This window comes from Erwinia pyri, assembly GCF_030758455.1.
Taxonomy (GTDB): Bacteria; Pseudomonadota; Gammaproteobacteria; order Enterobacterales; family Enterobacteriaceae; genus Erwinia; species Erwinia pyri.
In genome coordinates this window covers 1,847,752-1,870,015 of sequence record NZ_CP132353.1, presented here as the reverse complement: position 1 = coordinate 1,870,015, position 22,264 = coordinate 1,847,752, and the positions used below count along the sequence as shown (strand labels likewise).

General features: G+C 53.5%; 19 protein-coding genes and 1 pseudogene. 12 read left to right on the top strand and 8 right to left on the bottom strand.

All coding sequences use genetic code 11. The features are described from left to right. Positions 1-258: 258 nt before the first annotated feature. The 3 genes from otnK (at position 259) to Q3V30_RS08675 (ending at position 3,517) form a co-directional block, all read left to right on the top strand. Positions 259-1,509, top strand: a complete 1,251-nt coding sequence (gene otnK, locus Q3V30_RS08685; RefSeq protein WP_306212353.1) for a 3-oxo-tetronate kinase — start codon at positions 259-261, stop codon at positions 1,507-1,509. Beyond that, the gene (gene otnC, locus Q3V30_RS08680; protein WP_306212351.1) at positions 1,502-2,140 is read left to right on the top strand and encodes a 3-oxo-tetronate 4-phosphate decarboxylase; all 639 of its coding nucleotides are present in this window, start codon (positions 1,502-1,504) and stop codon (positions 2,138-2,140) included. Before otnK ends, otnC begins: the two co-directional genes overlap by 8 nt. Before the next feature lie 72 nt (positions 2,141-2,212). Further along, positions 2,213-3,517 carry an SLC13 family permease gene (locus Q3V30_RS08675; RefSeq protein ID WP_306212349.1) on the top strand — a complete coding sequence of 435 codons (1,305 nt, stop codon included), beginning with the start codon at positions 2,213-2,215 and terminating at the stop codon, positions 3,515-3,517. Between the two features lie 214 nt (positions 3,518-3,731). Here Q3V30_RS08675 and Q3V30_RS08670 read toward each other — a convergent pair whose 3' ends face one another. The 4 genes from Q3V30_RS08670 to Q3V30_RS08655 form a co-directional block, all read right to left on the bottom strand. Further along, the gene (locus Q3V30_RS08670) at positions 3,732-4,901 is read right to left on the bottom strand and encodes a dihydrodipicolinate synthase family protein (RefSeq protein ID WP_306212347.1); all 1,170 of its coding nucleotides are present in this window, start codon (positions 4,899-4,901) and stop codon (positions 3,732-3,734) included. Positions 4,902-4,916: 15 nt separating this feature from the next. Further along, positions 4,917-6,158: an MFS transporter gene (locus tag Q3V30_RS08665; RefSeq protein WP_306212345.1), complete on the bottom strand. Its 1,242-nt coding sequence runs from the start codon at positions 6,156-6,158 to the stop codon at positions 4,917-4,919. Positions 6,159-6,224: 66 nt separating this feature from the next. Next, positions 6,225-7,058, bottom strand: a complete 834-nt coding sequence (locus Q3V30_RS08660; protein ID WP_306212343.1) for a sugar phosphate isomerase/epimerase family protein — start codon at positions 7,056-7,058, stop codon at positions 6,225-6,227. A 10-nt stretch (positions 7,059-7,068) separates the two neighbouring features. Further along, positions 7,069-8,220 (bottom strand): Gfo/Idh/MocA family protein, encoded by a 1,152-nt coding sequence (locus Q3V30_RS08655; protein ID WP_306212341.1) that lies wholly within the window; start codon positions 8,218-8,220, stop codon positions 7,069-7,071. A gap of 266 nt (positions 8,221-8,486) precedes the next feature. Here Q3V30_RS08655 and Q3V30_RS08650 point away from each other — a divergent pair, with 266 nt between their 5' ends. The 7 genes from Q3V30_RS08650 (at position 8,487) to Q3V30_RS08620 (ending at position 16,540) form a co-directional block, all read left to right on the top strand. Beyond that, positions 8,487-9,122: a TetR/AcrR family transcriptional regulator gene (locus Q3V30_RS08650; RefSeq protein ID WP_306212338.1), complete on the top strand. Its 636-nt coding sequence runs from the start codon at positions 8,487-8,489 to the stop codon at positions 9,120-9,122. Positions 9,123-9,384: 262 nt separating this feature from the next. After that, positions 9,385-9,924: a sugar dehydrogenase complex small subunit gene (locus Q3V30_RS08645; protein WP_306212336.1), complete on the top strand. Its 540-nt coding sequence runs from the start codon at positions 9,385-9,387 to the stop codon at positions 9,922-9,924. 18 nt (positions 9,925-9,942) lie between these two features. Next, positions 9,943-11,568, top strand: a complete 1,626-nt coding sequence (locus Q3V30_RS08640) for a GMC family oxidoreductase (RefSeq protein WP_306212334.1) — start codon at positions 9,943-9,945, stop codon at positions 11,566-11,568. Positions 11,569-11,570: 2 nt separating this feature from the next. Continuing rightward, positions 11,571-13,034 carry a c-type cytochrome gene (locus Q3V30_RS08635; RefSeq protein ID WP_306212332.1) on the top strand — a complete coding sequence of 488 codons (1,464 nt, stop codon included), beginning with the start codon at positions 11,571-11,573 and terminating at the stop codon, positions 13,032-13,034. Between the two features lie 63 nt (positions 13,035-13,097). Further along, the gene (locus Q3V30_RS08630; RefSeq protein ID WP_306212330.1) at positions 13,098-13,601 is read left to right on the top strand and encodes a sugar dehydrogenase complex small subunit; all 504 of its coding nucleotides are present in this window, start codon (positions 13,098-13,100) and stop codon (positions 13,599-13,601) included. A gap of 22 nt (positions 13,602-13,623) precedes the next feature. Next, positions 13,624-15,228: a GMC family oxidoreductase gene (locus tag Q3V30_RS08625; protein WP_306212328.1), complete on the top strand. Its 1,605-nt coding sequence runs from the start codon at positions 13,624-13,626 to the stop codon at positions 15,226-15,228. Next, positions 15,221-16,540, top strand: a complete 1,320-nt coding sequence (locus Q3V30_RS08620; protein WP_306212326.1) for a cytochrome c — start codon at positions 15,221-15,223, stop codon at positions 16,538-16,540. Before Q3V30_RS08625 ends, Q3V30_RS08620 begins: the two co-directional genes overlap by 8 nt. Before the next feature lie 211 nt (positions 16,541-16,751). Here the strand turns inward: Q3V30_RS08620 and Q3V30_RS08615 are convergent, their stop codons facing one another. Further along, the gene (locus Q3V30_RS08615) at positions 16,752-17,153 is read right to left on the bottom strand and encodes a RidA family protein (RefSeq protein WP_306212324.1); all 402 of its coding nucleotides are present in this window, start codon (positions 17,151-17,153) and stop codon (positions 16,752-16,754) included. Between the two features lie 135 nt (positions 17,154-17,288). Between Q3V30_RS08615 and Q3V30_RS08610 the strand changes: the two genes are divergently transcribed. Beyond that, the gene (locus Q3V30_RS08610) at positions 17,289-17,876 is read left to right on the top strand and encodes a TetR/AcrR family transcriptional regulator (protein WP_306212322.1); all 588 of its coding nucleotides are present in this window, start codon (positions 17,289-17,291) and stop codon (positions 17,874-17,876) included. Between the two features lie 42 nt (positions 17,877-17,918). Here Q3V30_RS08610 and bhsA read toward each other — a convergent pair whose 3' ends face one another. The 3 genes and pseudogenes from bhsA to Q3V30_RS08595 form a co-directional block, all read right to left on the bottom strand. After that, positions 17,919-18,179 carry a multiple stress resistance protein BhsA gene (bhsA, locus tag Q3V30_RS08605; protein WP_306212320.1) on the bottom strand — a complete coding sequence of 87 codons (261 nt, stop codon included), beginning with the start codon at positions 18,177-18,179 and terminating at the stop codon, positions 17,919-17,921. Between the two features lie 114 nt (positions 18,180-18,293). Beyond that, positions 18,294-18,590 (bottom strand): annotated as a pseudogene (locus Q3V30_RS08600) (type 1 glutamine amidotransferase family protein); the annotation flags it as partial. Positions 18,591-18,935: 345 nt separating this feature from the next. Beyond that, positions 18,936-20,483, bottom strand: coding sequence for a methyl-accepting chemotaxis protein (locus Q3V30_RS08595; protein WP_306212318.1), 1,548 nt, complete (start codon positions 20,481-20,483; stop codon positions 18,936-18,938). Between the two features lie 433 nt (positions 20,484-20,916). On the opposite strand from Q3V30_RS08595, the gene Q3V30_RS08590 reads away from it, so the two are divergent. Further along, positions 20,917-22,158: a DUF2254 domain-containing protein gene (locus tag Q3V30_RS08590; RefSeq protein ID WP_306212316.1), complete on the top strand. Its 1,242-nt coding sequence runs from the start codon at positions 20,917-20,919 to the stop codon at positions 22,156-22,158. The last annotated feature ends 106 nt before the right edge of the window (positions 22,159-22,264 follow it).

Here is a 22,264-nt window from a genome sequence, read left to right as displayed (position 1 = left end):
TGACGAAGATCACATTTATCATACAAAAAAATCACATTTCAGCGAATACGTTAATTATCAGCAAGTTAGCATCACGCTTTGTTTCAGGCGGCCTGTCTACCCTTTTCCAGCTGCTCCGCACGCCTGTAACGATTACTGCATTAGTCCGAATTTGTTAGAAATATGTGATCTGCAGCACAGATTAACACCTGCTACATTTGCATTTATTAACATACAAAAGCAGTATGTTGAAAACTGACAATCAGGTAAGGATTAATCATGACAAAGTTAGGCGTTATCGCTGATGACTTTACCGGCGCAACCGATATAGCCAGTTTTATGGTCAATGCAGGCTGGAGAGTGGTGCTGTTTAACGGCGTCCCTGCGCAGACATTTGAGGCAGTAAATATTGATGCCATTGTTATTGCGCTGAAGAGCCGTTCCATTCCTGTGAAAGATGCCGTAAGCCAGTCGCTTGCTGCCTCCAACTGGCTGAAAGCACAAGGTTGTGAACGCCAGCTTTTCAAATATTGTTCGACATTTGATTCTACCGCACAGGGCAATATCGGACCGGTAACGGATGCGCTTATGGAAAACCTTGGAACGCGCATGACGCTGGTCTGCCCGGCAGTGCCGGATAACGGCCGGACCATTGTTCACGGCCACCTTTTTGTAAAAGGAGAATTACTAAACGAAAGTGGTATGCAACACCATCCGGTCACGCCCATGACCCACTCTTCACTGAAAAAACTTATGGAGGCGCAGTCCGTAGGTTTATGCGGCAATATTTCTCTTGATACCGTCAAAAATCACCCTGAGCAGATAGCTGACCGGATAGCGGAGAGTAATGCGAAATATATGATTTTTGATGTGCTGGACAATAGTGACCTGCTAACCGTGGCCCGGGCAACATCACCATTTCCGCTGGTAACAGGCGCTGCGGGACTGGGATACGCTATCGCCACAATTGATGTGCAGCAGCAGCCTCTTCCCCGCAGCCCGATGAAAATAGAAGCAGAAGGTTTTAGCGTAGTGCTTTCCGGCAGCTGCTCCTCAATGACTAATCAGCAGGTTGATTTTTACCAGCAACGCGCTTCCGCGCTGGCGTTAAACGTAGAAAAAATCATCCATGATGAGGGTTATATTCAGTCGGTAGTCAGTTGGGTATGCGCTCATGCAAAAGAAGCGTTAGCCCCGCTGGTATACGCCACGCAGCCACCACAAATCATCGAAATCATTCAGAAGAATTACGGTTCGGAATTTGTGAGTGAAAAAATTGAATGTTTCTTCTCCACGCTTGCCCAGAAATTAAACGAAGCGGGTTTCAACAAGTTTATTGTCGCCGGCGGTGAAACCTCAGGCGCGGTTGTTCAGGGGCTGAATATTAATGGCATGGTGATAGGCGATGCCGTCGCTCCAGGCGTGCCGTGGACGCAAGTTCTGGATGAGAAAAAATGGGTGATCCTTAAATCGGGTAACTTTGGTAACAGCGACTTTTTCCTGAAAGCACAGGAGCATTTTCATGAATGAGACACAACTACGGCAGGATTTAGTGCGGTACGCTCGCTCAATGTATGAACGCGGTTACAGCAGCGGTGGCGCCGGTAATATCAGCCTGAAACTGCCTGATGGTAATGTACTGGCAACCCCTACTAACTCCAGTTTTGGCGATTTGGATCCGACCACCCTGAGCAAGGTGACCATGGATGGCGAACTTCTCGATGGGCAAAAGGCATCGAAAGAGATCCTTATGCACCTTGCCATCTACCGCCAGCGTCCGAAGTGTGGCGGTATTGTTCATCTGCATTCCCCCTGGCTGACGGCCCTCTCATGCATGTCAGGTCTCAATTATGAGAATGCGCTGCCACCAATAACGCCCTACTACGTTATGCGTGTCGGGAAGTTGCCGGTAGTACGCTATATTCGCCCTGGTTCGCCGCTCATTGCTGAGGAAGTGGAAAAACTGGCAGCTGAACACAATTCTATTCTGCTGGCAAATCATGGGCCAATTATTTCAGGTAAAGACATCCGTGAAGCGGTGTTTAATGCCGAAGAGCTTGAAGAGACGGCAAAGCTTTATTTCATGCTCAAACCTTTTGGCATGACAACCTTAACTGATGAAAATGTCGAAGAGTTAAACTCGCTGTTTAACATGAAATAAGCAATCACATTAATCCTTGTGCATTTAGTTGCACAGGGATACGCCTGCCTGAAAATTAAAAAACAAGGGTTTATGATGTCTTTGATGCTTGTCACCGGGATAATAATGTTCATCATCCTGACCTGGTGCTTACTTAAAAATAGTTTCCCACCGGGCGTGCTTTTTATCATTCTGCCGACGCTTGCTGCGCTGATTTGCGGATTCGGTTTTAAAGAGCTGGGGGAATATGTAGCGATGGGGCTGAAATCAGTAGTTGGCACAGCCACGCTGGTCGCATTCAGCGCTATGTTCTTTACTTTAATGAAAGAAGCGGGTGTATTTGACGTCATCGTGCGTTTTATTCTGCGCTTCGTTACCCCCTCAACTTTTTCCGTGTTGCTGGCAACGCTGGTGATAGCATCAGTCTGCAGTCTGGACGGAAATGCTTACGCCACCCTGCTGGTAACCGTACCTGCACTCTTACCTATTTATGAAAAAATGAATATCAGTAAGAAAACCTTGCTGCTTTTAGTCACGGTTGGTGTAGGCGTCACAGGTATTACCCCGTGGGGTGGTTCGCTGAACCGGGCGATAGCGGTGACCCATCTTGATATTCTGACAGTCTATTACCAGCTACTCCCCTTGCAGGCGGTGCTTTTTATCCTGGGCGTAATCCTCTGCTGGTATATGGCTCGCGTTGAGAATCGTAGCGGATCGGGCATAACGCCGGATGAGTTTCACCTGATGCGTCAGGAGATGCTGAGTCCCAAAGCCAGTACGTCATCCTGGCTGTTGCGACTTAATTTTGCTCTGGTCATCGCCACTATCGTGACGCTTGTTGCGGGCTGGGTAGCGGGCAACTTCCTGTTTATGATAGCCTTCTCAATAGCGATAATTATTAATTATCCTGATGCAAAAAAAGCCCAGCAGAAAATAAAAGAATACGCGATGACAATTTTTCCTGTTATCGTGATTTTTCTTACCATCGGCGTGTTTGTCGGGATCCTGCAAAATACCGGAATTATTAAATTACTCGTAAGCGAACTTGCATCAATATTCCCGCAAAGTCTTGGCCCGTACCTTTACCTTATTATAGCGCTGTTCAGCGTACCTGTTGTCATCCTTATTGGATCGGATGCTTTTTATTTTGCTCTGCTTCCTCTTGCGGTAGGTTTAGGACAAAGCTTTCATGTCTCTCCCTTGCATGTCACCATCGCTATGCTGATCACCGAGCAGATTGGCTTGCTACTCAGCCCTGTTATTCCGGCCACGCATCTTGGTCTGAGTCTTTTAAATCTTCGTGTAGATGAGCATGTACGCCACTCTATGATAAAAGTCTGGATTATGAGTATCTGCGCTCTGCTGGCGGCTATTGCTACCGGGATTATTCCGGTATAAGTGTCATGGTGAGTATTGTCAGGCCCGGTACAGCGTATTACATGCAGTATTGCGCTGCTCCTTTTTGCTGGCTGACGGACAACATTGCGCTAAAGGCGGTCTGTTCATTTTCAGTAAATTCTGCTCAGAAATCTTTTCAGCCCCTCTCTGAGATCGGCCTCTATTTCTGAGCAGAACGGCAACGAATTACCGGTAATTACGCGTGATTACCCGCTCAGATCCCATGCAGCTTAGCCAGCAGCCACATCCTTTCTGAAGCGATATCGGGGTTATCAAGCAACCCCGCTTCGTCAGCCAGGCGGAAAAGCTCGCAGTAATGCGTCAGGCTGCGCGCGCTCTGCATTCCCCCCAGCAGGGTAAAATGTCCCTGATGACCATTAAGCCAGGCGAGAAACACAATGCCCGCTTTGTAATACTTCGTGGGCGCAGAGAAGATATGTCGAGCCAGCGGCAGGGTTGGCGCAAGGATCTGCTCATATCTCTGCCGATCGCCCTGTGCCAGCGCATGTAGCGCGCCAGAGGCCGCCGGGGCAATCGCATCCAGAATACCCAACAGAGCATGCGAATAACCCTGGCTGTCCCCGGCAATCAGTTCGGGATAGTTGAAGTCATCCCCCGTATACATTTTGATGGAGGCAGGAAGCTGGCGGCGCATGCCGATTTCACGATCTTTATCCAGAAGCGAGATCTTGATGCCGTCAATTTTAGCCGTGTTATTGCGTATCACTGACAGACAAATTTCCGTTGCGTCGTGTACCTGCTCTGTCCCCCAGTATCCCCGCAGCGCCGGATCAAACATGTCGCCCAGCCAGTGCAGGATCACCGGTTCACGCACCTGTCGCAGTACCGCGTCATAGACTTTGATGTAATCCTCCGGGCCTTTAGCGATAGCAGCAAGCGCCCGGCTGGCCATCAGGATAATACGTCCCCCGCAGGCTTCAATGTCCGCTATCTGCTGTTCATAAGCACTAATGACATCCTGCAATGTCAGACCCGCAAAGTTGCTCAGGTGATCGGTGCCTGCGCCGCTGGCAATCGTCACCTGGGGAAAATCTTTTGCCTGTGCCACACTGCGCCGGATGAGTTCCAGGCTGGTTGGCCAGTCCAGCCCCATGCCGCGCTGGGCGGTATCCATCGCTTCCGCCACGCCAAAACCGAGTGACATCAAGTGACGTCTGTACGCCAGCGTCGCATCCCAGTCGATGGCCATATCACGCGTGGGATTTTGCATAGCGACAGGATCTGCAACCACGTGCGCCGCCGCATAGACCTGTCGGTTGAAGAGCGGTTTCTGCGGAACGCTCCAGTTGCGCTGGCCCTGCAGGACATAGCTGTAGGGCTGGCCTTTGCTGTCCAGTAAACGCACCTTATTGCTGATCGTCATTTTCATTCCTCCTGGTTAATGCTTTGCCAGATGCCCACGCGGTAAGGTATCTGCAGAATGAGTTGCGGTGGTGACGGGACGCTTGTGCACGCCCAGTAATACGAAGCTGCTGCAGAGGATCACGGCGGCGGCTACCAGCCAGACAGGTTGCAGCGTGTAAGTTTGCGCAAAGTAGCCTGCAACAATCGGAGAGATGCCGCCTGCCGCCATCCCCGTATTCATCACAAAGCCAATGGCAGAGCCACGCAGAGAAGCGGGAACCAGTTCGGCAGTAACAGACAACACAATGGGCGTGATGGGGTAGCCTAAAAAGCCGAGCAGCAGCACCAGCAAAATCACCAGCGTAACGGAGGAGGTGATCACCATCGCCGCCATCAGGAATCCGCTGGCAATCGTCACCGCCATCAGAATGTTGCGACGGCGGATGAAGTCACCTTTGTCGCAGTAACGGCCAAGCAGAAATCCGCCCAGCGCACCGGTCAGCCCCAGCAGGCTCGCTATGGTTCCGGCCGTGCCGATGGTCAGGTTTTTATCCTGCATCAGGTAGCTTGGTGCCCACAGCAGCACAATCCACCAGCCCGCCAGCAGCACAAAATAGTAGGCGGCCATCATCATTACCGGCGCATGCCGGAACAGCGTACGCAGCGGCACTTTTTCCGCGGCCTGGCGGGCGATGAGATCGGCAGGCTTGCGATCGTTTTTAACCAGCGTCGCGTACAGTATCGCCACCAGCATGCCCAACGCACCGGCGACGTAAAACACCACGCGCCAGCCAAACACCGGGCCTAATACTGCTCCCATCCAGGTGCCGAGAAAGCCGCCTATCGGATAGCCCATCCAGTAGAGAGACATCACCGTGGTGCGCTGCTTTTCACTGGTGACGTTCGCCACTTCCAGCGAGGCAGCAGGCCAGAAGATGCCTTCACCGATGCCGGTCATTACCCGATAAAAAATCAGGCTCGATAAGCTGCCTGCCACGCCAGTCATCAGCGTGGCGAGCGAAAACATCATCAGCCCCAGAATTAACACAGGTTTACCGCTGAGCTTGTCAGCGATGATGCCGGCAATGAACAGAAAGAGAATAAAGCCAAAAAAGAAGGAGGAGAGCAGGATGCCGCTTTCGCCTTTACCCAGGCCAAACTCAGAGGCAATCAGGCCAATCGCCGACGACACCGTCATGCGATCAACCGAGTACATCATATATCCCAGCCCGCACAGCACGGTAACCAGAATCATCTTTCGGGTATCTGTATTCATATTTTCCTCGAGATCTCTGTTGACCGACGAAAACAGCTTTTCAGCTCTGTCAGATACAAATGAAGGTTAACCGTGTTGCTGATGGCGTAATTTGCAGATGCTCAGCACTTCGTCAGGATCTTTACTCCACCAGTTAAGGCGGGAAAAAATCTCGACTTCATGAAAGCCCTGATATCCCAGCGCTTCAACCGCCTGACGGAAGCCGCGAATATCGATGACGCCATCGCCCATCATGCCGCGATCCTCCAGCAGATCCTGCGTCGGGTTAAGCCAGTCGCAGATGTGAAAAGCCAGCAATCGCTTCAGTCCTGCGCGCCTGATTTCATGGTGAAAGTCAGCGTCCCACCAGGTGTGGTAGAGGTCGACGGCGATCCCCAGCCCCTCTTCCCCCAGCAGATCTATCAGGTCGTTAGCCTGTTTCAGGCTGTTGATGCAGGCCCGATCGGCGGCATACATCGGATGCAGCGGCTCAATTGCCAGCGGCATTCCCCGGGGCCTGGCGTATTCCAGCAAAGCATTCAGCCCGTCATGAACCTGCTGGCGCGCCCCGGCTAAATCTCTGGAGCCAGAAGGCAATCCTCCGACCACCAACACCAGACAGGCGGCGTTTAACGCCAGCGCTTCATCCACGGCACGATAGTTGTCGGTGAGATTGGCGTGACGTTGCGCGGCAGTAGCAGCCGGAAACATGCCGCCCCGGCAATATCCGCTGACGCTGAGCTGATGAAGAGTGAGCAGCCGTGCCGTTTCTTTCAGCCCCAGTGCGGCGACCTGATCGCGCCAGGGTGAAATGCCGCGAATATCGTGACGGGCGCAGCCTTCAATAATCTGCCGGAGATCCCACTGTTGGCGAACCGTTGCCGTGTTGAGAGAGAGTTTTTGTGGATCGGGTATCTGCATGATGTTCTCCTCAACGCTCTAATGAAGGCACATCGACCCAGCGGCGCTCTTTCCAGCTCTTAAGCGCCAGATCAACCAGCTGCAATCCTTTCGCCCCTTCCAGCAGGCCCCAGCGATACTCTCCTTCGCCCCAGACGTGGCGGAGAAACAGTTCCCACTGAACTTTGAAAGCGTTGTCATAGGTTTGGGTATCCGGCACTTCAGCCCAGTCGTTAAAGAAGTTGTGCGTCTGCCGCACATCAGGATTCCACACCGGCTTCGGCGTATTAACGCTGGCTTGGGTGAAACAGTCGGTCAGTCCGGCCACCGCCGAGCCGTTAACGCCATCCACCTGAAACGTCACCAAATCATCCCGGCGAACGCGAACGCACCAGGAGCTGTTGATCTGCACAATTGCGCCGTTGTGCAGTTCAAAGGTGGCGTAAACGGCATCATCAGCGGTCGCCTGATAAGGTTGATGCTGCTCGTTCCAGCGCTCGGGAATATGCGTAGCGCCGATACAGCTGAGACTTTTAATCTCGCCAAACAGGTTGTCGATCACATAACGCCAGTGGCAAATCATATCCAGAATAATGCCGCCGCCATCTTCGCTGCGGTAGTTCCAGGAAGGGCGCTGTGTGGGTTGCAGGTTGCCCTCAAATACCCAGTAACCAAATTCGCCGCGTACGGATAACACCCGGCCAAAAAAGCCTGAATCGTTCAGCAGCTTGAGTTTCTGCAAACCAGGCAACCACAGTTTGTCCTGCACCACACCGTGGCAAACGCCTTTTTCCCGGGCGAAGTGGTAGAGATCCAGGGCATCATCCAGCCCCATCGCTACCGGTTTTTCGCTGTAAACATGCTTACCTTTGCCGATCGCTTTTTTCAGCAGCGCCGGGCGCGCCTGGGTGGTGGCTGCATCAAAGAAAATGGTGTCGTCAGCATTGTCCAGCGCCTCGTCAAGATCGGTACCCCAGCGGGTGATGCCAAACTCCTGTGCCAGAGCAGCCATCTTTTCAGCGCTGCGGCCAATTAAAATCGGGTCAGGCATTAAACGATCGCCGTTAGCCAGCAGCACCCCACCCTGTTCGCGGATTTGCACAATTGACCGAATCAGGTGCTGATTTTTCCCCATGCGCCCGGTTACGCCATGCATGATGATGCCAACTGGTATCTGAGCCATTCATTCACCTCGTTGTTGAGTCTCGTTGTCAGCCACTTTGCGATCGGTACGACATAACGCCGCAAACCAGTAGCCATTTTCAGGCAACCGGTTCATACTTTTTCAACTAACCGGTTGAGAGTGTCACTATAGGAGTTACCAGGGCGGGTGACGGTGATCCATTTCACATAACCAACCAGTTGGTTGAAAATAGGTCTCTGCTTGTTTTACAGTTGGATTAAGGCACTATAATGCTGAAAAGCGCAGCGATAGATTGGGAGCAAGGTTTGGCTAACAGGACGGTTAAAGATAAAAATGATTCCGCTGATAAGCAGCGGCGCATTCTCGAAGCTGCCCGCGCGGAGTTTGCAGAGAAGGGTTTTGATGGTGCTCGTGTCGACAGCATCGCCGGGCGCGCCCGGGCGAATAAACAGCTCATTTATTACTACTTCACTAATAAAGATGTGCTCTTCACCCGGGTGCTGGAAGATGCGTACCGGCACATTCGGGAGCAGGAAGCGGCGCTGTCGCTTGATGAGTTCCCCGCCGATCAGGGGATCCTTAAGCTGGTGGAGTTTACCTGGCACTACTATCTGAAGAATCCGGAGTTCATTCGCCTGTTAAACAGCGAAAACCAGCTCAAGGCGCGGCATCTGAAAGATTCCCCCATCACCGTCGATATCAATCAAAGCTGGATCAGCATCAGTAAAAACCTGCTGGAACGTGGCGTGGCTGAAGGCAATATCAGGCCTGGCATTGATGTGATGCAGCTGAATATTAATATCTCCGCACTCGGTTTCTTTTACCTGATCAATCAGGCAACGCTGTCGATTTTGTATCAGAAAGATCTCAGCGAAAAAGCGGCGTTGGAAGAGCGTCTTCGCGTGATGAAGGAGTGTATTGCGGCGTGGATAAAGCCATGAACGGCCCTGAAGATCCACTTCTGCGTGGATTTTTCCTGGCCAGCTTTCCTCACCCCACGCTCCCGAAACCTGCATCTCGTATCGACTTTGTTTAGACTTCATTTAATATATTAATAACGTATTAAACTATAAGCATAATCATCATTGCCGTGTTAGGTTACTGTTAATTAACTGTGATGCCAGAACAAAGTTTAAACAAATCAAGGGCATTTACCATCACCTGACGTGATGGTTTTACATTGTGAGCATTCAGGGGCATACCATGCGTCATTCAAATGACCTTTCCTCAGGAAAGGCGCGGTTTTCACGTCGGCAGGTTTTAGTAGCTGGCGCGATTATCATGGCTGGAGGATTAATTACTTCAGCACTCCCTCCTTTTGCACTGGCTGGTACGACCAACAGTTTCACCCCCTTTATGCAAATCTCCCGTTTGCTGGTCAACCACCAGCTGGATGAAGCGGTGGGCCAGCGAATGTTGGCGCTGCTGGCCGCTGAGGAAGCCGATCTGCTGGAAAAGATCAATCAGCTGCTGGCTATTGCCCACACGGCTAACGCCACGCTGGTTGAAGATTTCTTCCCGGCAATTCCGGCAGGCAGGCTGCAGGATCTCGCCCATAAAATCATCTTCGGCTGGTACACAGGAAGCCTGGAACCCACACGCTCAGCGAAAACGTTCGCCTTTGAGCAGGCGTTAACCTGGCACACCACGCAAGATGCCATTGCCATCCCTTCCTATGGTTTTAGCGGCCCGAATAACTGGCAACGCAGCAATAAACCGGTTCTTCCCCTGCCTCAATTCTGAAGATGATAAGAATATAAAATGAAGACGACTCCTTCTCCCGTAGTGATTGTTGGCACCGGCGTGGTCGGCGTGGTGATTGCTGAGCAGCTGCTTGATGCCGGGATCCCGGTTCTGATGCTGGAAGCTGGCCCTCGCGTTTCACGTGCTGAAATTGTTGAAAACTACAGAAATCTGCCGCTGGCCGCTAAAGGCAATCCGATTGAATGCTACCCGTCGCGCGAATGGGCGCCGCACCCGGAGCCGTCGGGGCCGGGCAAAGGGTATCTGCAGCTCAGCGGAGCGGATTCTTACGCGCAGGGTTACGTGCGCTATGCAGGCGGATCGACCTGGCACTGGGCGGGAACCTGCTGGCGCCTCACCCCTGCGGATATGCAGCTGCAGACGCGATACGGCGTGGGTCGGGACTGGGCATTTGATTACGCCACGCTGGAGCCCTATTACGCGATGGCTGAATACAAACTTGGCATCTGTGGCCCGGACGATCCGGCCCTGCAGTGGCCTCCGCTGCGCTCCAAACCTTATCCTATGCCTGCGCTGCCCTTCGGACCTGGTGAAGCCCGCTTTACCCAGGTGGTGAAAGAGAAGCTGGGGCTGCATAACATCCCTACCGCGCAGGCGCGTAACAGCGGCATGGCGTATGACGATCGCCCCGCCTGCTGCGCCAATAACAACTGCGTGCCGGTTTGCCCGGTCGGGGCGAAATATGATGCCTCTACAGCGCTGGCCCGTCTGGAAGCTAAGGGCGCCACAATTATTGATAATGCGGTGGTCTGGAAAATTGAAACCAATGCCAGCAACCATATCGAAGCGGTGCACTATTACGACCAGCACAAGCAGAGCACGCGGGTGAACGGCAAGCTGTTTATCATCGCCTGTAATGGTCTTGAGACCCCTAAACTGCTGCTGATGTCCGCAGACTCGCGTAATCCAGACGGTATCGCCAACAGTTCAGATCAGGTGGGCCGCAACATGATGGATCATCCGCAAATCACCATGACCGTTACGCTGGAAGAGCCCTACTGGGCTGGCGTGGGCCCGGTAGTGAACAGCGGCATTATGGAGACCTCGCAGGGCGATTTCCGCTCTGAGCATGCCGGTGCCTATTTCCGCTTCAATAACTTTGCCCGCAACCGCTTCGTCACCTTTGACGCGCTGAAGAGCGGCCTGGTTGGCAAGGCGCTGGATGAAGAGATCCGCCGCAAAACCGCCTGCACGGCCGATATCGTGCTGGCGCATGAAATTCTGCCGGATGAGAATAACCGTCTGACGCTTTCAGATAAAAAAGACTGGCTGGGCCTGCCCAAACCCGCCATCCACTACGACGTCGGCGACTATGTGCGCCGCTCGCTGAAAGAGTACTCCCTGCCGATTGCCCATCAGATTGCTGAGGCAATGGGCGCGACTGAGAAGAAGTTTTCCAAACAGTTTAACCAGAGCAAACACATCATGGGCGGCACCCGCATGGGCAACGACGCCGCTACTTCGGTGGTGGATGATGTCTGCCGCGCACACGATCACCCCAACCTGTTTTTACCGGGCGGCGGAGCGATGGTGAGCACCGCCTGCGGTAACAGTACGCTGACTATGGTGGCGCTGGCGTTTAAGGCCGCGGAAGCAATTGTTAAACAGGCCAGGGAGGTCTGAACATGAGGAGATTAAAACTCAGCGCGCTGGCGGCCCTTCTCTCTTTAACCATCGGCGCAGCCTGTGCGGAAAATAGCACATATAGTCTTAAGAGCGACGCGGGTCAGACGGACAGAGGATCTTCACAGAATAAAGATCTGGCGGAAAGTGGCGCAACTCTGCTTAAGAAAGGGGAATACCTGGCAGTCGCTTCCGACTGTACCGCCTGTCATACCGGTACAAAACCTTTTGCCGGTGGCAAAGCGATTGAGTCACCGGTGGGCGAAATTATCGCCACCAATATCACGCCGTCAAAAACCGCCGGAATTGGCAATTATACCGAGCAGCAGTTTGCTGATGCGGTGCGTAAGGGCATTCGGGCGGATGGCGCGCATCTCTATCCGGCTATGCCTTACACCGCCTACGCCACGCTGACCGACGAAGATATCCATGCTCTCTACAGCTATTTTATGTCGGGTGTCCAGCCGGTAGATGAGCCAGCCCGGCAAACGCATCTGCCCTTCCCGCTTAACCTGCGATTTTCAATGCTGTTCTGGAACACCCTGTTCCTGAAATCACCGGGGTATACCCCGGACAGTTCGCAGAGTGAAAGCTGGAACCGCGGGCGCTACCTTGTTGAAGGCGCAACGCACTGCAGCACCTGCCACACGCCACGCGGGTTTTTGATGCAGGAGAAAGAGGACCAGGCCTTTACCGGCGCCCAGGTCGGCCCCTGGTTTGCGCCGAACATTACCCATAATGCGGTAAGCGGTATTGGCAGCTGGTCCCAGCAGGATCTGGTGACCTATCTGAAAACCGGACGCCTGGCAGGCAAAGCGCAGGCTGCAGGCAGCATGGCAGAAGCGATTACCCACAGCTTCCAGCACCTCTCACCAGCTGATTTAACCGCCATTGCAGAGTATCTGGCTACCGTGCCCGATGCCCAGGCTCCGGCTCAGGGCCAGTCCCGCTTCCAGCAGGGCAAGGCCGCTAACAATCTGGTGGCATTCCGTGGCGAGGCCTTCAGCGCCCCGGTTAAGGATGAGGGGGCAAGGCTGTTTTCCGGAAACTGCGCTTCCTGCCACGGCAGCAGCGGTCAGGGCACGGAGGATGGTTTCTACCCCAGCCTGTTCCACAACAGCGCAACGGCTGAACAGAATCCTGCCAACCTTGTGGCCACCATCCTGAACGGCGTTGAACGCGATACGGCGCAGGGCAACGTCTTTATGCCGCCGTTTGGCGAACAGCCCAACGCCCTCAACCATCTGAACGACGATCAGGTGGCTACCTTATCAAACTGGATCCTGCGCCACTATGGCAATGCGGAAGTCACGGTCAGCGCCAGCCAGGTCGCCGAAATCCGCCGCGGGGGGCCCGCTTCACCGCTGGTGATGATGGCTCAGGTTGGGGTGGCTGCGGCAGGCGTGGTGATTATTGCGCTGATTCTCTTCTTGCTCTGGCGCCGCAAACGCAGGCAAAACGCTTAAACACTTTTTTGATCCTGTCGCCCTGGCTTCAGCCAGCGGCGACCTTTTTTACTGGAAATAGCAATGAAGCACTTCACAAGACGCCGCGTGCTGAAGATGGCCGGGCTGGTGGCACTCACCAGTGCTGCTGGCACTCTTCTGCCGCTGCCCAGGCTCAGAGCAGCACAGCCTGCGGCCCAGACACCTGCCCTGGCTGAATTTATGCAGGTTTCACAACAACTGACGCAGCTGGACGATCTGAACAGCGCCGTCGGTACGGCACTGTTTCACGCCCTGACTATCACGCAGAAAAACTTCACCACGGCGCTGACCCAGTTAAGCGCTCTGTTAACCAGCCAGCCCGATCTTTTACAGCAGGAGCGCCTGACTTTTGCTGAGACTCAGGCAGCTGAGGAGAAGCTGGCGAAAGTCATTCTGGGCGGCTGGTACAACGGGGTGGTGGGCAAAGGTAACGCTGCGCTGTATGTCACCTACGTCAACACGCTGGCCAGTGAGCTGGTGAAAGACAAACTGGTGCCACAAAGTTTCTCATACGGTAAATGCGGCAGCTGGGCGCAGCAGCCCTGATTGATTAAAGAGTAATGTTGAAATGAATAACAAGAATTCTGCCGATGTGGTGGTGATTGGCGCGGGCGTGAACGGCTCGCTGCTGGCTACCCGTCTGGCGAAGGCGGGAAAATCTGTACTATTACTGGAATCGGGTCCTAAAGTGGGCCGCGACGAACTGGTGGAGCGCTACAGAAATTCCGCCTTCAAATCGGACTTTATGTCACCTTATCCCTTCTCCCCGATGGCGCCGCATCCGCGCTATACGCCGGAGCCAAACGACTATCTGCAGCAAACAGGCCCGCACCCCTTCAATGCGCAATATATCCGCATGTTTGGCGGCACCAGCTGGCACTGGGCGGCGCAGCTCTGGCGCTTTGTGCCCAATGATTTTCGGCAGCAGACGCAGTATGGCGTGGGGAAAGACTGGCCGATAGGCTACGAAGATCTGGAGGAGTATTACTACCAGGCGGAGGTGATTGCTGGCGTGGGCGGTTCGCCCGATAACGGTTCTCCGCGCAGCAAGCCTTACCCGATGGAGCGCGTACCTGCTTCCTGGCTACAGCAGCGCGTAACCGCCCGTCTTCAGCCGGAATTTACCGTGCTGGATGACAGCACGGGCCGCAACAGCCGCAGTTACGATGGCCGTCCTGCCTGCTGTGGCAACAACAACTGCATGCCGGTTTGCCCGATTGACGCGCAATATCACGGTGGAATTGCGGCGCAGCAGGCGGAAATGAGCGGCGTGAAAGTTATCGCGGAAGCGGTGGTTTATCAGCTTGAGCATGACGAACAGGGCAGGATTGTCGCGGCCAGTTACTATGACTGGAACAAGACTTCCCACCGCGTCACCGCGGAAACCTTTGTGCTGGCAGCCAATGCGATAGAAACGCCCAAGCTGTTGCTGATGTCAACCAGCGATAAGTTCCCGCAGGGCCTCGCCAATGCGCGTGACAACGTTGGCCGCAATCTTTGCGATCACCCCGCTATCGGCGTGACGTTCGACGTCGATGAAGAGATCTGGCCCGGACGCGGTCCGGTCAGCCCCTGCTCTATCGGGCAGTTCCGCGACGGCGAGTTCCGCCGTGAGCACTCTCCGTTCCGTCTCGATATCTCCAACGCCTCGCAGGTCGCTTCCGTGACCAAAGAGCTGCTGGCTGAAGGCTGGTTCGGTAAAAAACTGCAGGAGCAGATCCGCTTTCGTGCCTCGCGCCGCCTGAGTATCAAAAACGCGCTGGAGCAATTACCTGATCCCAACAACCGCGTCACTCTCAGCACTAACAAGGATGCGCTGGGTCTGCCCACGCCTGCCCTGTTCTGGGACGTGGATGACTATGTGAAGAAAGGCACGCTGAAAACCCGCGAATGCTATGACGCCATCGCCGCAAAACTGGGGGCGACCAATATCACACACAGTAAAAGCGGTAAATTCTCCAACCGTCAGCATATTACCGGAACGCTCTCGATGGGACTCGACCCCGCCACCTCGGTTACCGATGCCTGGGGCCGCGCGCACGATCATGAAAATCTGTTTATGGTCGGCACCGGCGTGATGCCTACCGTGGGTACCTGCAACGTCACGCTGACAGCGATGGCGCTGGCGCTGCGTACCGCAGACCGGATTTTGCAGGAGACGCAACGTGGCTGATTATCTGAAAGCACTCCTGTCAGCCAGTATTCTGCTGCTGACGCTGGGCCAGGCGCAGGCGGCAGATCAAACTGACCTGATTAAACGTGGCGAATATCTGGCGATTGCCGGGGACTGCGGCGCCTGTCATACCGACGAGGGCAAAGCGCCCTTCAGCGGCGGCCATGCCATTTCCAGCCCGATAGGCACGATTTTCAGCAGCAACATCACGCCATCAGACGTGGCTGGAATTGGTCACTACACTGAAGCGCAGTTTGCTGATGCGTTGAGAAAGGGTATACGTGCAGACGGCAGCCAGCTCTATCCCGCCATGCCTTATACCGCTTACGGTAAAATCAACGACGAGGATATGGCGGCGCTCTACGCTTACTTTATGCACGGCGTGAAGCCGGTTGACACCCAGCCGGAAAAAACGGCGCTGCCCTTCCCCTTCAACCTGCGCTTCAGCATGGCGGTGTGGAACTGGCTCTATCTCGATAACAAGCCGTTTACGCCCGATCCCGCCAAAACGGCGCAGTGGAATCGCGGTGCCTATCTGGTAGAGGGACTGACGCACTGCAGCACCTGCCACACGCCACGCAGCTTTCTGATGGCCGAGCAGCAGCAAAAAAATCTTCAGGGCGCTTCGCTGGGGACCTGGTTTGCGCCAGACGTGACTGCCGCCACGCTTAAAGATCAGCACTGGACGCGCCAGATGCTGGCGGACTATCTTGCCACCGGCCATAGCGCAACGGGCGCTACGGCAGGCGGCCCGATGCTTGAAGCGATTGATAAAAGCTTCTCTCGCCTCTCACCGGCAGATCGTCTGGCTATGGCGACTTATCTCCTGCCAGAAGAGGGAACCGAGAGTGCACCTGCGGTCAGTACAGGACTTATTCCGGTCACTGGCGACGATCTACCTGAAGCATTGCCGGAAGGTGAACGCCTTTACCGTAATAACTGCGCGGCTTGCCACAATCTTCAGGGAGAGGGTTTACGAGGCTTACCGGCGTTGAAGAACCATCCGGTGCTGAAAAAACCTACCGCGGATAATGTGGCTATGGCTGTTTTACAGGGTGTATGGCCCGAGAAAGCGCAGTCGATGCCTGGCTTTGCCGCTGAGCTTAACGACGAGCAGATCGCCAGCGTCACCCGCTACGTGATGAAGGATATCGGTAACAGCGAGGTGAGCATCACTGCTGACCGGGTGAAGGCACTGCGCCAGGGCGGAGAACCCTCACCGTTACTGTTGCTCGCCCGCGTTGGCATGGCAGGCGGCGTCATTCTGCTGATCCTTGCCCTGCTTTACTGGGGCTGGCGTCGCCGACGTTAACCGCTGCTCCTCCGCTTCGTTGCTGAAGCGGAGGAGCAGCTTTAAAGTTGCAGAATAGGCTTTGCATTTCCCCAGTTTATCGCCTCCCTTTCCCGCGCTGAGATCTCCGCTTTATGCAGCCCCTTCACCACGACTTCCGTATTTTGACACGGAGAGGCTTGTCAGGTTTTTCCGCCCTCGTCAGGCTCACAGGGATCCAGCCGTTAAGCTTTTACTGCGCTTTCTCAGGAATACGCGCAATCACCTTAATTTCAAAATCAAAACCAGCCAGCCAGTTCACACCTATTGCGGTCCAGTTTGGATAGGGAGCCCGAGGAAACAACTCCTGCTTAACAGTCATAACAATGGGAAACTGGTTTTCGGGATCGGTATGGAAGGTGGTGACATCGATTAAATCATCAAGGGTGCAGCCAGCGGCAAGCAGCGTCGCTTGCAGATTCTCAAACGCCAGCCTGACCTGGGCCTCAAATTCCGATTCCGGCGTGCCATCCTCATGGCTGCCAACCTGCCCCGACACAAACAGCAGATCGCCTGAGCGAATCGCCGCAGAATAGCCGTACTGCTGGTACAGATGCTGACGCTGAGCCGGGAAAATGGGTTCACGTGCGATCATGGTAACCTCTCATTAATAGTGGGTAAGAAGTGCATAAAGCGTCTGCTTGCTTTAACATACGCCGCGTATATAAAATAAACACAGATACGCCTCGTATGTCAATTAATATACGCCGCGTATGCGAAAGGAGGAGTTATGGCAGCAAGACGCCGTGCAGAAACAATGGAACAGAACCGCGAAAAGTTGATTGCCGCGGCGCGTAAGGCTTTCGCGGAAAATGGATTTGCGGCAGCCTCTATGGATGAACTGACCGCGCAGGTTGGGCTGACCCGAGGCGCGCTTTATCATAACTTTGGCGATAAACGGGGTTTACTGGCGGCCGTTGTGGCGCAGGTGGATGGCGAAATGGCGCGACGGGCGAAAGAGATCGCAGGCAGCACTGAAGATGGCTGGAAACAATTGCTGGCGGAAGGCAGCGCCTATATAGAGATGGCGCTCGATCCGGAAATTCAGCGCATTGTGCTGCTGGATGGGCCCGCCTTTCTGGGTGACCCTTCACGCTGGCCCAGCCAGAACGCCTGTCTTGATGCAACACGCAGTGCGGTAAGCGAGTTGGTTAAAGATCGGCTTCTGAAACCCGTAGATATTGAGGCAGCTGCACGCCTGCTTAACGGCGCGGCGCTGAATGCCGCCTTGTGGGTGGCCGCCAGCGAAGATCCTCAGGCAACATTACCAAAAGCGATTGAAGCCTTCAGCCTGATGGCGTCGGGTTTACGCCGGTAATAGCCAACAGCCTGCCAGTGGCAGGCTGTTGGCTGTTTTGCTCTATTTGTAGATAACCGCAGTACCGTACAGATGGTTGTTGCCACTGGCTGAGGTAATCCGGAAAGACGTTGCTCCCTGTTCGGTGGCTTTTGCAGCCAGGCTTTTTTGCAGGTCACCCAGGTTATTGCCGAACGCTGACGCGTTGATCACCCCCTGCTCTTGTGCGCCAGCGGGGACAGTAGTGACCTCCGTTGCGGCAAAAGTGGCAAAAGAAGCGGCAGTTAAGACGATTGCAGTAATGGCTTTGGTTACGTTTTTCATAATGTGATCCTTTTAAGTTTTCAGGCCCGCAGAATGCGGACGGTTAGTTATTCGCTACGATACTTCATAAAATTTCTGCGGACTGCTGGCGCCACAGGCTCTGCCTGTTGGAGGTTATTCAGCCAGTTGCTTAATCAGCTGTGCCGCCGTGGCCGCTGAAGAGGTCGGGTTCTGACCGGTGATCAGCAGGCCGTCGCTGACAACATATGAACTCCAGTCCGCGCCTTTGGAGTAGATCCCGCCTTTGGCGATCAGTTCGTCTTCTACCAGGAAAGGCACAACGTTAGTCAGGCCTACCGCTTCCTCTTCGGTATTGGTGAAGCCGGTCACTTTTTTGCCCTGAACCAGCGGAGCTCCCTCAGGCGTTTTCACGTGGCGAAGCACGCCCGGCGCATGACAGACCAGCGCGACACCATAAGAATTTTCATCGTCTGTCTCCAGTGCGTTAAGGTTATCAGTATTTAGTAGACCGGTCGTCTACAATAATGTTGCAGGTTTATTCAAAGGCCTCAGCGTTTTCATAAACAGGTTATCTGCTGCAATGAAATCTATCTTAGACGGGTCAAAAACATCCTGGAAGGCATGTTGTTATCCTATGACAATGAGTCACTGGATAGGTAGCGGGTCATATGCCCATCCCTTGTCCCTGACATTACGTAGGGTTAAGACTGTTCCGGGCACCCTCAACACTTTGCCAGGTTGTGGGTGCCTGAAGATAATCGAATGTGGGTTTGATCACCACCTCACATTTTTTCTTTACTCCTCAGCAAGACGAAACGTCGACACCGACTGGGTCAGATGCTGAACCTGATCTTCCAGAGAGGCAGATGCAGCGGCTGATTGCTGCACCAGCGCAGAGTTTTGTTGAGTAACGCTGTCCATCTCGGTTACGGCCTGCTCAATCTGGCTGATTCCGAGGCTTTGCTCACCAGAGGCAGTAGAAATATGCTCCATTAAAACGTCCACCTGGCTCACCGAAGTAATAATGGCGCCGATAACTTCCCCGGTACGGGAAACCTGCTCTGAGCCTGCGCGAATGTTGACGACTGACTCGGCAATTAAACTCTCAATCTCTTTGGCTGCTACCGCACTGCGCTGCGCAAGGTTACGCACTTCAGCGGCGACAACGGCAAAACCGCGTCCCTGCTCTCCGGCTCGGGCCGCTTCAACTGCGGCATTGAGCGCCAGTATATTAGTCTGGAAAGCGATGCTGTTAATGACGCCAGTGATATCTTCAATTTTCTTTGAACTGTTATTAATCAGTCCCATGGTGACAATCACTTCCCGGGAGACTTTCTCGCCGGTTCGGGCATTTTTTACTGCCTCACCGGTCAACCGGCTCGCTTCAAAGACGTTTTCGGTATTTTGTTTCACCGTCGCGCCCAGCTGCTCCATACTCGCCGCCGTTTCTGTCAGGGCTGCCGCCTGTTGTTCAGTACGCGAGGCCAGGTCTGCGTTACCAAAGGCAATCTCCTGAGAGGCACCTGCGACCGAGTGAGTAGCATGGCGTACCTGAGAGATAATGCCGGTCAGTGAGCAGCGCATTTGTTCAAGAGTACGCATCAAATCCTGAATTTCACTGCGCGAGGTCGGCTTCACAGGTACCGGCTCTGCCAGCATTCCCTGAGCAATCTGTGCACAATGATTTTTGGCACTATCAAGCGGTGCAAGGACGTAACGGCGCAGGAAAATCATCACTCCCACTACCATTATCAGAAACACCCCGCCAAAAGCAGCCGTCAACCCGATACCGAATCTGAACTGGTATTTTGCCTCCTGATCGAGACGTCTGGCATAAGCTTCATGCAGTGCCAACACCTGATCCAGAACCTGCTCATACTGGTGATCGAGTCTGATTACGTTAGCCAGTTGGGCGTTAAAACGGGGCAGATCGTTCACCGACGCGGCGTCAATCAGTGGCTCTATTCCCTGTTGACGGTAAGCCTGATAAGTATCACGGTAGGCAGCAGTAAGTTCTGTTTCACCGGACAGACGAGGGGCGGTCAGGTATGCGTTGAATGCTGCGTCGGCTTTACCCAGAACGGATTTGATATTCTCCACATCCTGCGCGGACGGAGGCTGGTTTTTAGTTTGCAGTGTGGCCATGTATTCCATCAGCCTGACACGCAGGGTACGGCTGTGGTTGATCGGATCGATGATCGAGAGTACTACCCTGATTTCCTGATTTACCGCACCCAGTGAGTGGTTACTGCGTGTCAGCAACCAGATATTTGTCACCATACTGGTAAAAAAGAGGACAAATAAAAAGCAAAGAACCAGTAGTGAAGATTTTTTAAGTGACATATTTCTGCTCTGAAAGAAGACAACAATCCAGCTGTCATCGGCATTTCAGAGAGAAAGTTTACGGTAACAGGCAGACTCTCTGTTACTGAGCCAGTCTGGGAATTACCCTCAAGCCACACTTGCGGCCTACGCACTGTGCAACAGCAGCATGGCAGAGCGCACGGAATTTTCAGGACAGTGCGGTATCCCCGGTTAAATCATGCTGAAAAACATCATTGTGCCGCATGATGAGGTAAGCTTTATCTGTCATGAGCCTGAAAATCTCAGTTTTAACACTCCCCTGATATGCCTGTCCGTTTTGGTGTTTATCAGGAGTTCATAAGCGGCAGAACATAAACCCGCTAAACAGAGACTTTAGCGCCAGAACATATGAATAAGGTGCTTTTTAGATACAGAGTTTTTTCTGGCCGCAATAAATTTAAAGGGATTTTGTATGACTGCAAAATGGTACTGGTTGCTCTCACAGATGACCCGCAAGCTATGGTTCCGCACATCGCTGTTTGCCATTCTGGCTGTAATTACCGCCCTGGTATCCATTGTGTTTAAGTCTTTTATGCCGCCTGCGCTATCGGGTCCGATTGGCACTGATGCGGTAGATAAAATTCTGACCATTCTGGCTTCCAGCATGCTTGCGGTGACCACCTTTTCACTCAATATCATGGTTTCTGCTTACAACGCCGCCAGCAGCAGCGTGACGCCACGCGCTACCCGACTGCTGGTTGAAGATCCCACCACACAGAACGTTCTGGCTACCTTTATAGGATCTTTTTTATACAGCCTGGTCGGCATTATTGCGCTGAGTTTGGGGGCATATGGCAAAGAAGGTCGCGTGGTGCTGTTTTTCGTCACGCTGCTGGTCATTTTATTAATCATCATTACGCTGCTGCGCTGGATACAGCATCTGGCCCAGTTTGGCCAGTTAGGTGAAACCACGCAGCGGGTAGAGGACGCTACGCTACGGACGTTCCTTAATCGCATACAGAATCCCCGCTCTGGCGCCAGCGAATGGCGTGAGCACATCGTCTCAGCAGAGAATGCCACCCCTTTTTATACAAAAGAGGTGGGCTATATTCAGCATATCGATATGCAGTCGCTCTCCGACCATGCTAACGAGCAAGCGTTATCACTATTTATTGCCAGACAGCCCGGAGAATTTATTCATCCTGCTGAGCCTGTACTGTGGATATATCCGGCGCAAACTGAGGTTGATACTGAACTTCTGCTTCACGCCTTCACCGTCAGGCCACAGCGCTCTTTCGATCAGGATCCACGATTTGGTTTTTGCGTGTTATCGGAGATCGCGTCAAGAGCGCTTTCTCCCGCCGTTAACGACCCTGGCACCGCTATTGACGTAATTGGACGTGGTGTCAGGATACTTTCCCACTGGCCTGGCGTATCAGATGGCGATAAAAAGGTTCGTTACCCCCGTCTTTATATGCGCCCGCTGGATCCTGCAGAGCTATTTGATGATTTATTCACCGGCATTGCCCGGGATGGGGCGGGAATTATTGAGGTGCAGATAACGTTGCAAAAGGCTCTGAAGGCGCTTGCATTGATAAATCCGGCAGCGTTCACTATTCCGGCAAAAGAACACCGCTTACAGGCAATGGAACGCGCCGGACAGGCTCTGCAGTCAGACCACGACAGGCAACGCCTGAGCAAATTCAGGGACTGAGAGAAACAGGTCATATGACGAATACCCGGCTCTGCAACCCGGTCATATTAGCAAAAGGCTCTTATACTCTGTTTTCTGCCAGGTTCTTGTTTATCTGTAACGTTAA

What these genes read in the sequence shown, in the direction of transcription:
- Q3V30_RS08670 (WP_306212347.1), bottom strand. Translation starts at nt 4,901, where the DNA reads ATGACGATCAGCAATAAGGTGCGTTTACTGGACAGCAAAGGCCAGCCC.
- Q3V30_RS08595 (WP_306212318.1), bottom strand. Translation starts at nt 20,483, where the DNA reads ATGTCACTTAAAAAATCTTCACTACTGGTTCTTTGCTTTTTATTTGTC.
- Q3V30_RS08640 (WP_306212334.1), top strand. Translation starts at nt 9,943, where the DNA reads ATGAAGACGACTCCTTCTCCCGTAGTGATTGTTGGCACCGGCGTGGTC.
- Q3V30_RS08630 (WP_306212330.1), top strand. Translation starts at nt 13,098, where the DNA reads ATGAAGCACTTCACAAGACGCCGCGTGCTGAAGATGGCCGGGCTGGTG.
- Q3V30_RS08655 (WP_306212341.1), bottom strand. Translation starts at nt 8,220, where the DNA reads ATGGCTCAGATACCAGTTGGCATCATCATGCATGGCGTAACCGGGCGC.
- otnK (WP_306212353.1), top strand. Translation starts at nt 259, where the DNA reads ATGACAAAGTTAGGCGTTATCGCTGATGACTTTACCGGCGCAACCGAT.
- Q3V30_RS08665 (WP_306212345.1), bottom strand. Translation starts at nt 6,158, where the DNA reads ATGAATACAGATACCCGAAAGATGATTCTGGTTACCGTGCTGTGCGGG.
- Q3V30_RS08675 (WP_306212349.1), top strand. Translation starts at nt 2,213, where the DNA reads ATGATGTCTTTGATGCTTGTCACCGGGATAATAATGTTCATCATCCTG.
- otnC (WP_306212351.1), top strand. Translation starts at nt 1,502, where the DNA reads ATGAATGAGACACAACTACGGCAGGATTTAGTGCGGTACGCTCGCTCA.
- Q3V30_RS08615 (WP_306212324.1), bottom strand. Translation starts at nt 17,153, where the DNA reads ATGATCGCACGTGAACCCATTTTCCCGGCTCAGCGTCAGCATCTGTAC.
- Q3V30_RS08660 (WP_306212343.1), bottom strand. Translation starts at nt 7,058, where the DNA reads ATGCAGATACCCGATCCACAAAAACTCTCTCTCAACACGGCAACGGTT.
- Q3V30_RS08610 (WP_306212322.1), top strand. Translation starts at nt 17,289, where the DNA reads ATGGCAGCAAGACGCCGTGCAGAAACAATGGAACAGAACCGCGAAAAG.
- Q3V30_RS08645 (WP_306212336.1), top strand. Translation starts at nt 9,385, where the DNA reads ATGCGTCATTCAAATGACCTTTCCTCAGGAAAGGCGCGGTTTTCACGT.
- Q3V30_RS08635 (WP_306212332.1), top strand. Translation starts at nt 11,571, where the DNA reads ATGAGGAGATTAAAACTCAGCGCGCTGGCGGCCCTTCTCTCTTTAACC.
- Q3V30_RS08590 (WP_306212316.1), top strand. Translation starts at nt 20,917, where the DNA reads ATGACTGCAAAATGGTACTGGTTGCTCTCACAGATGACCCGCAAGCTA.
- Q3V30_RS08625 (WP_306212328.1), top strand. Translation starts at nt 13,624, where the DNA reads ATGAATAACAAGAATTCTGCCGATGTGGTGGTGATTGGCGCGGGCGTG.
- bhsA (WP_306212320.1), bottom strand. Translation starts at nt 18,179, where the DNA reads ATGAAAAACGTAACCAAAGCCATTACTGCAATCGTCTTAACTGCCGCT.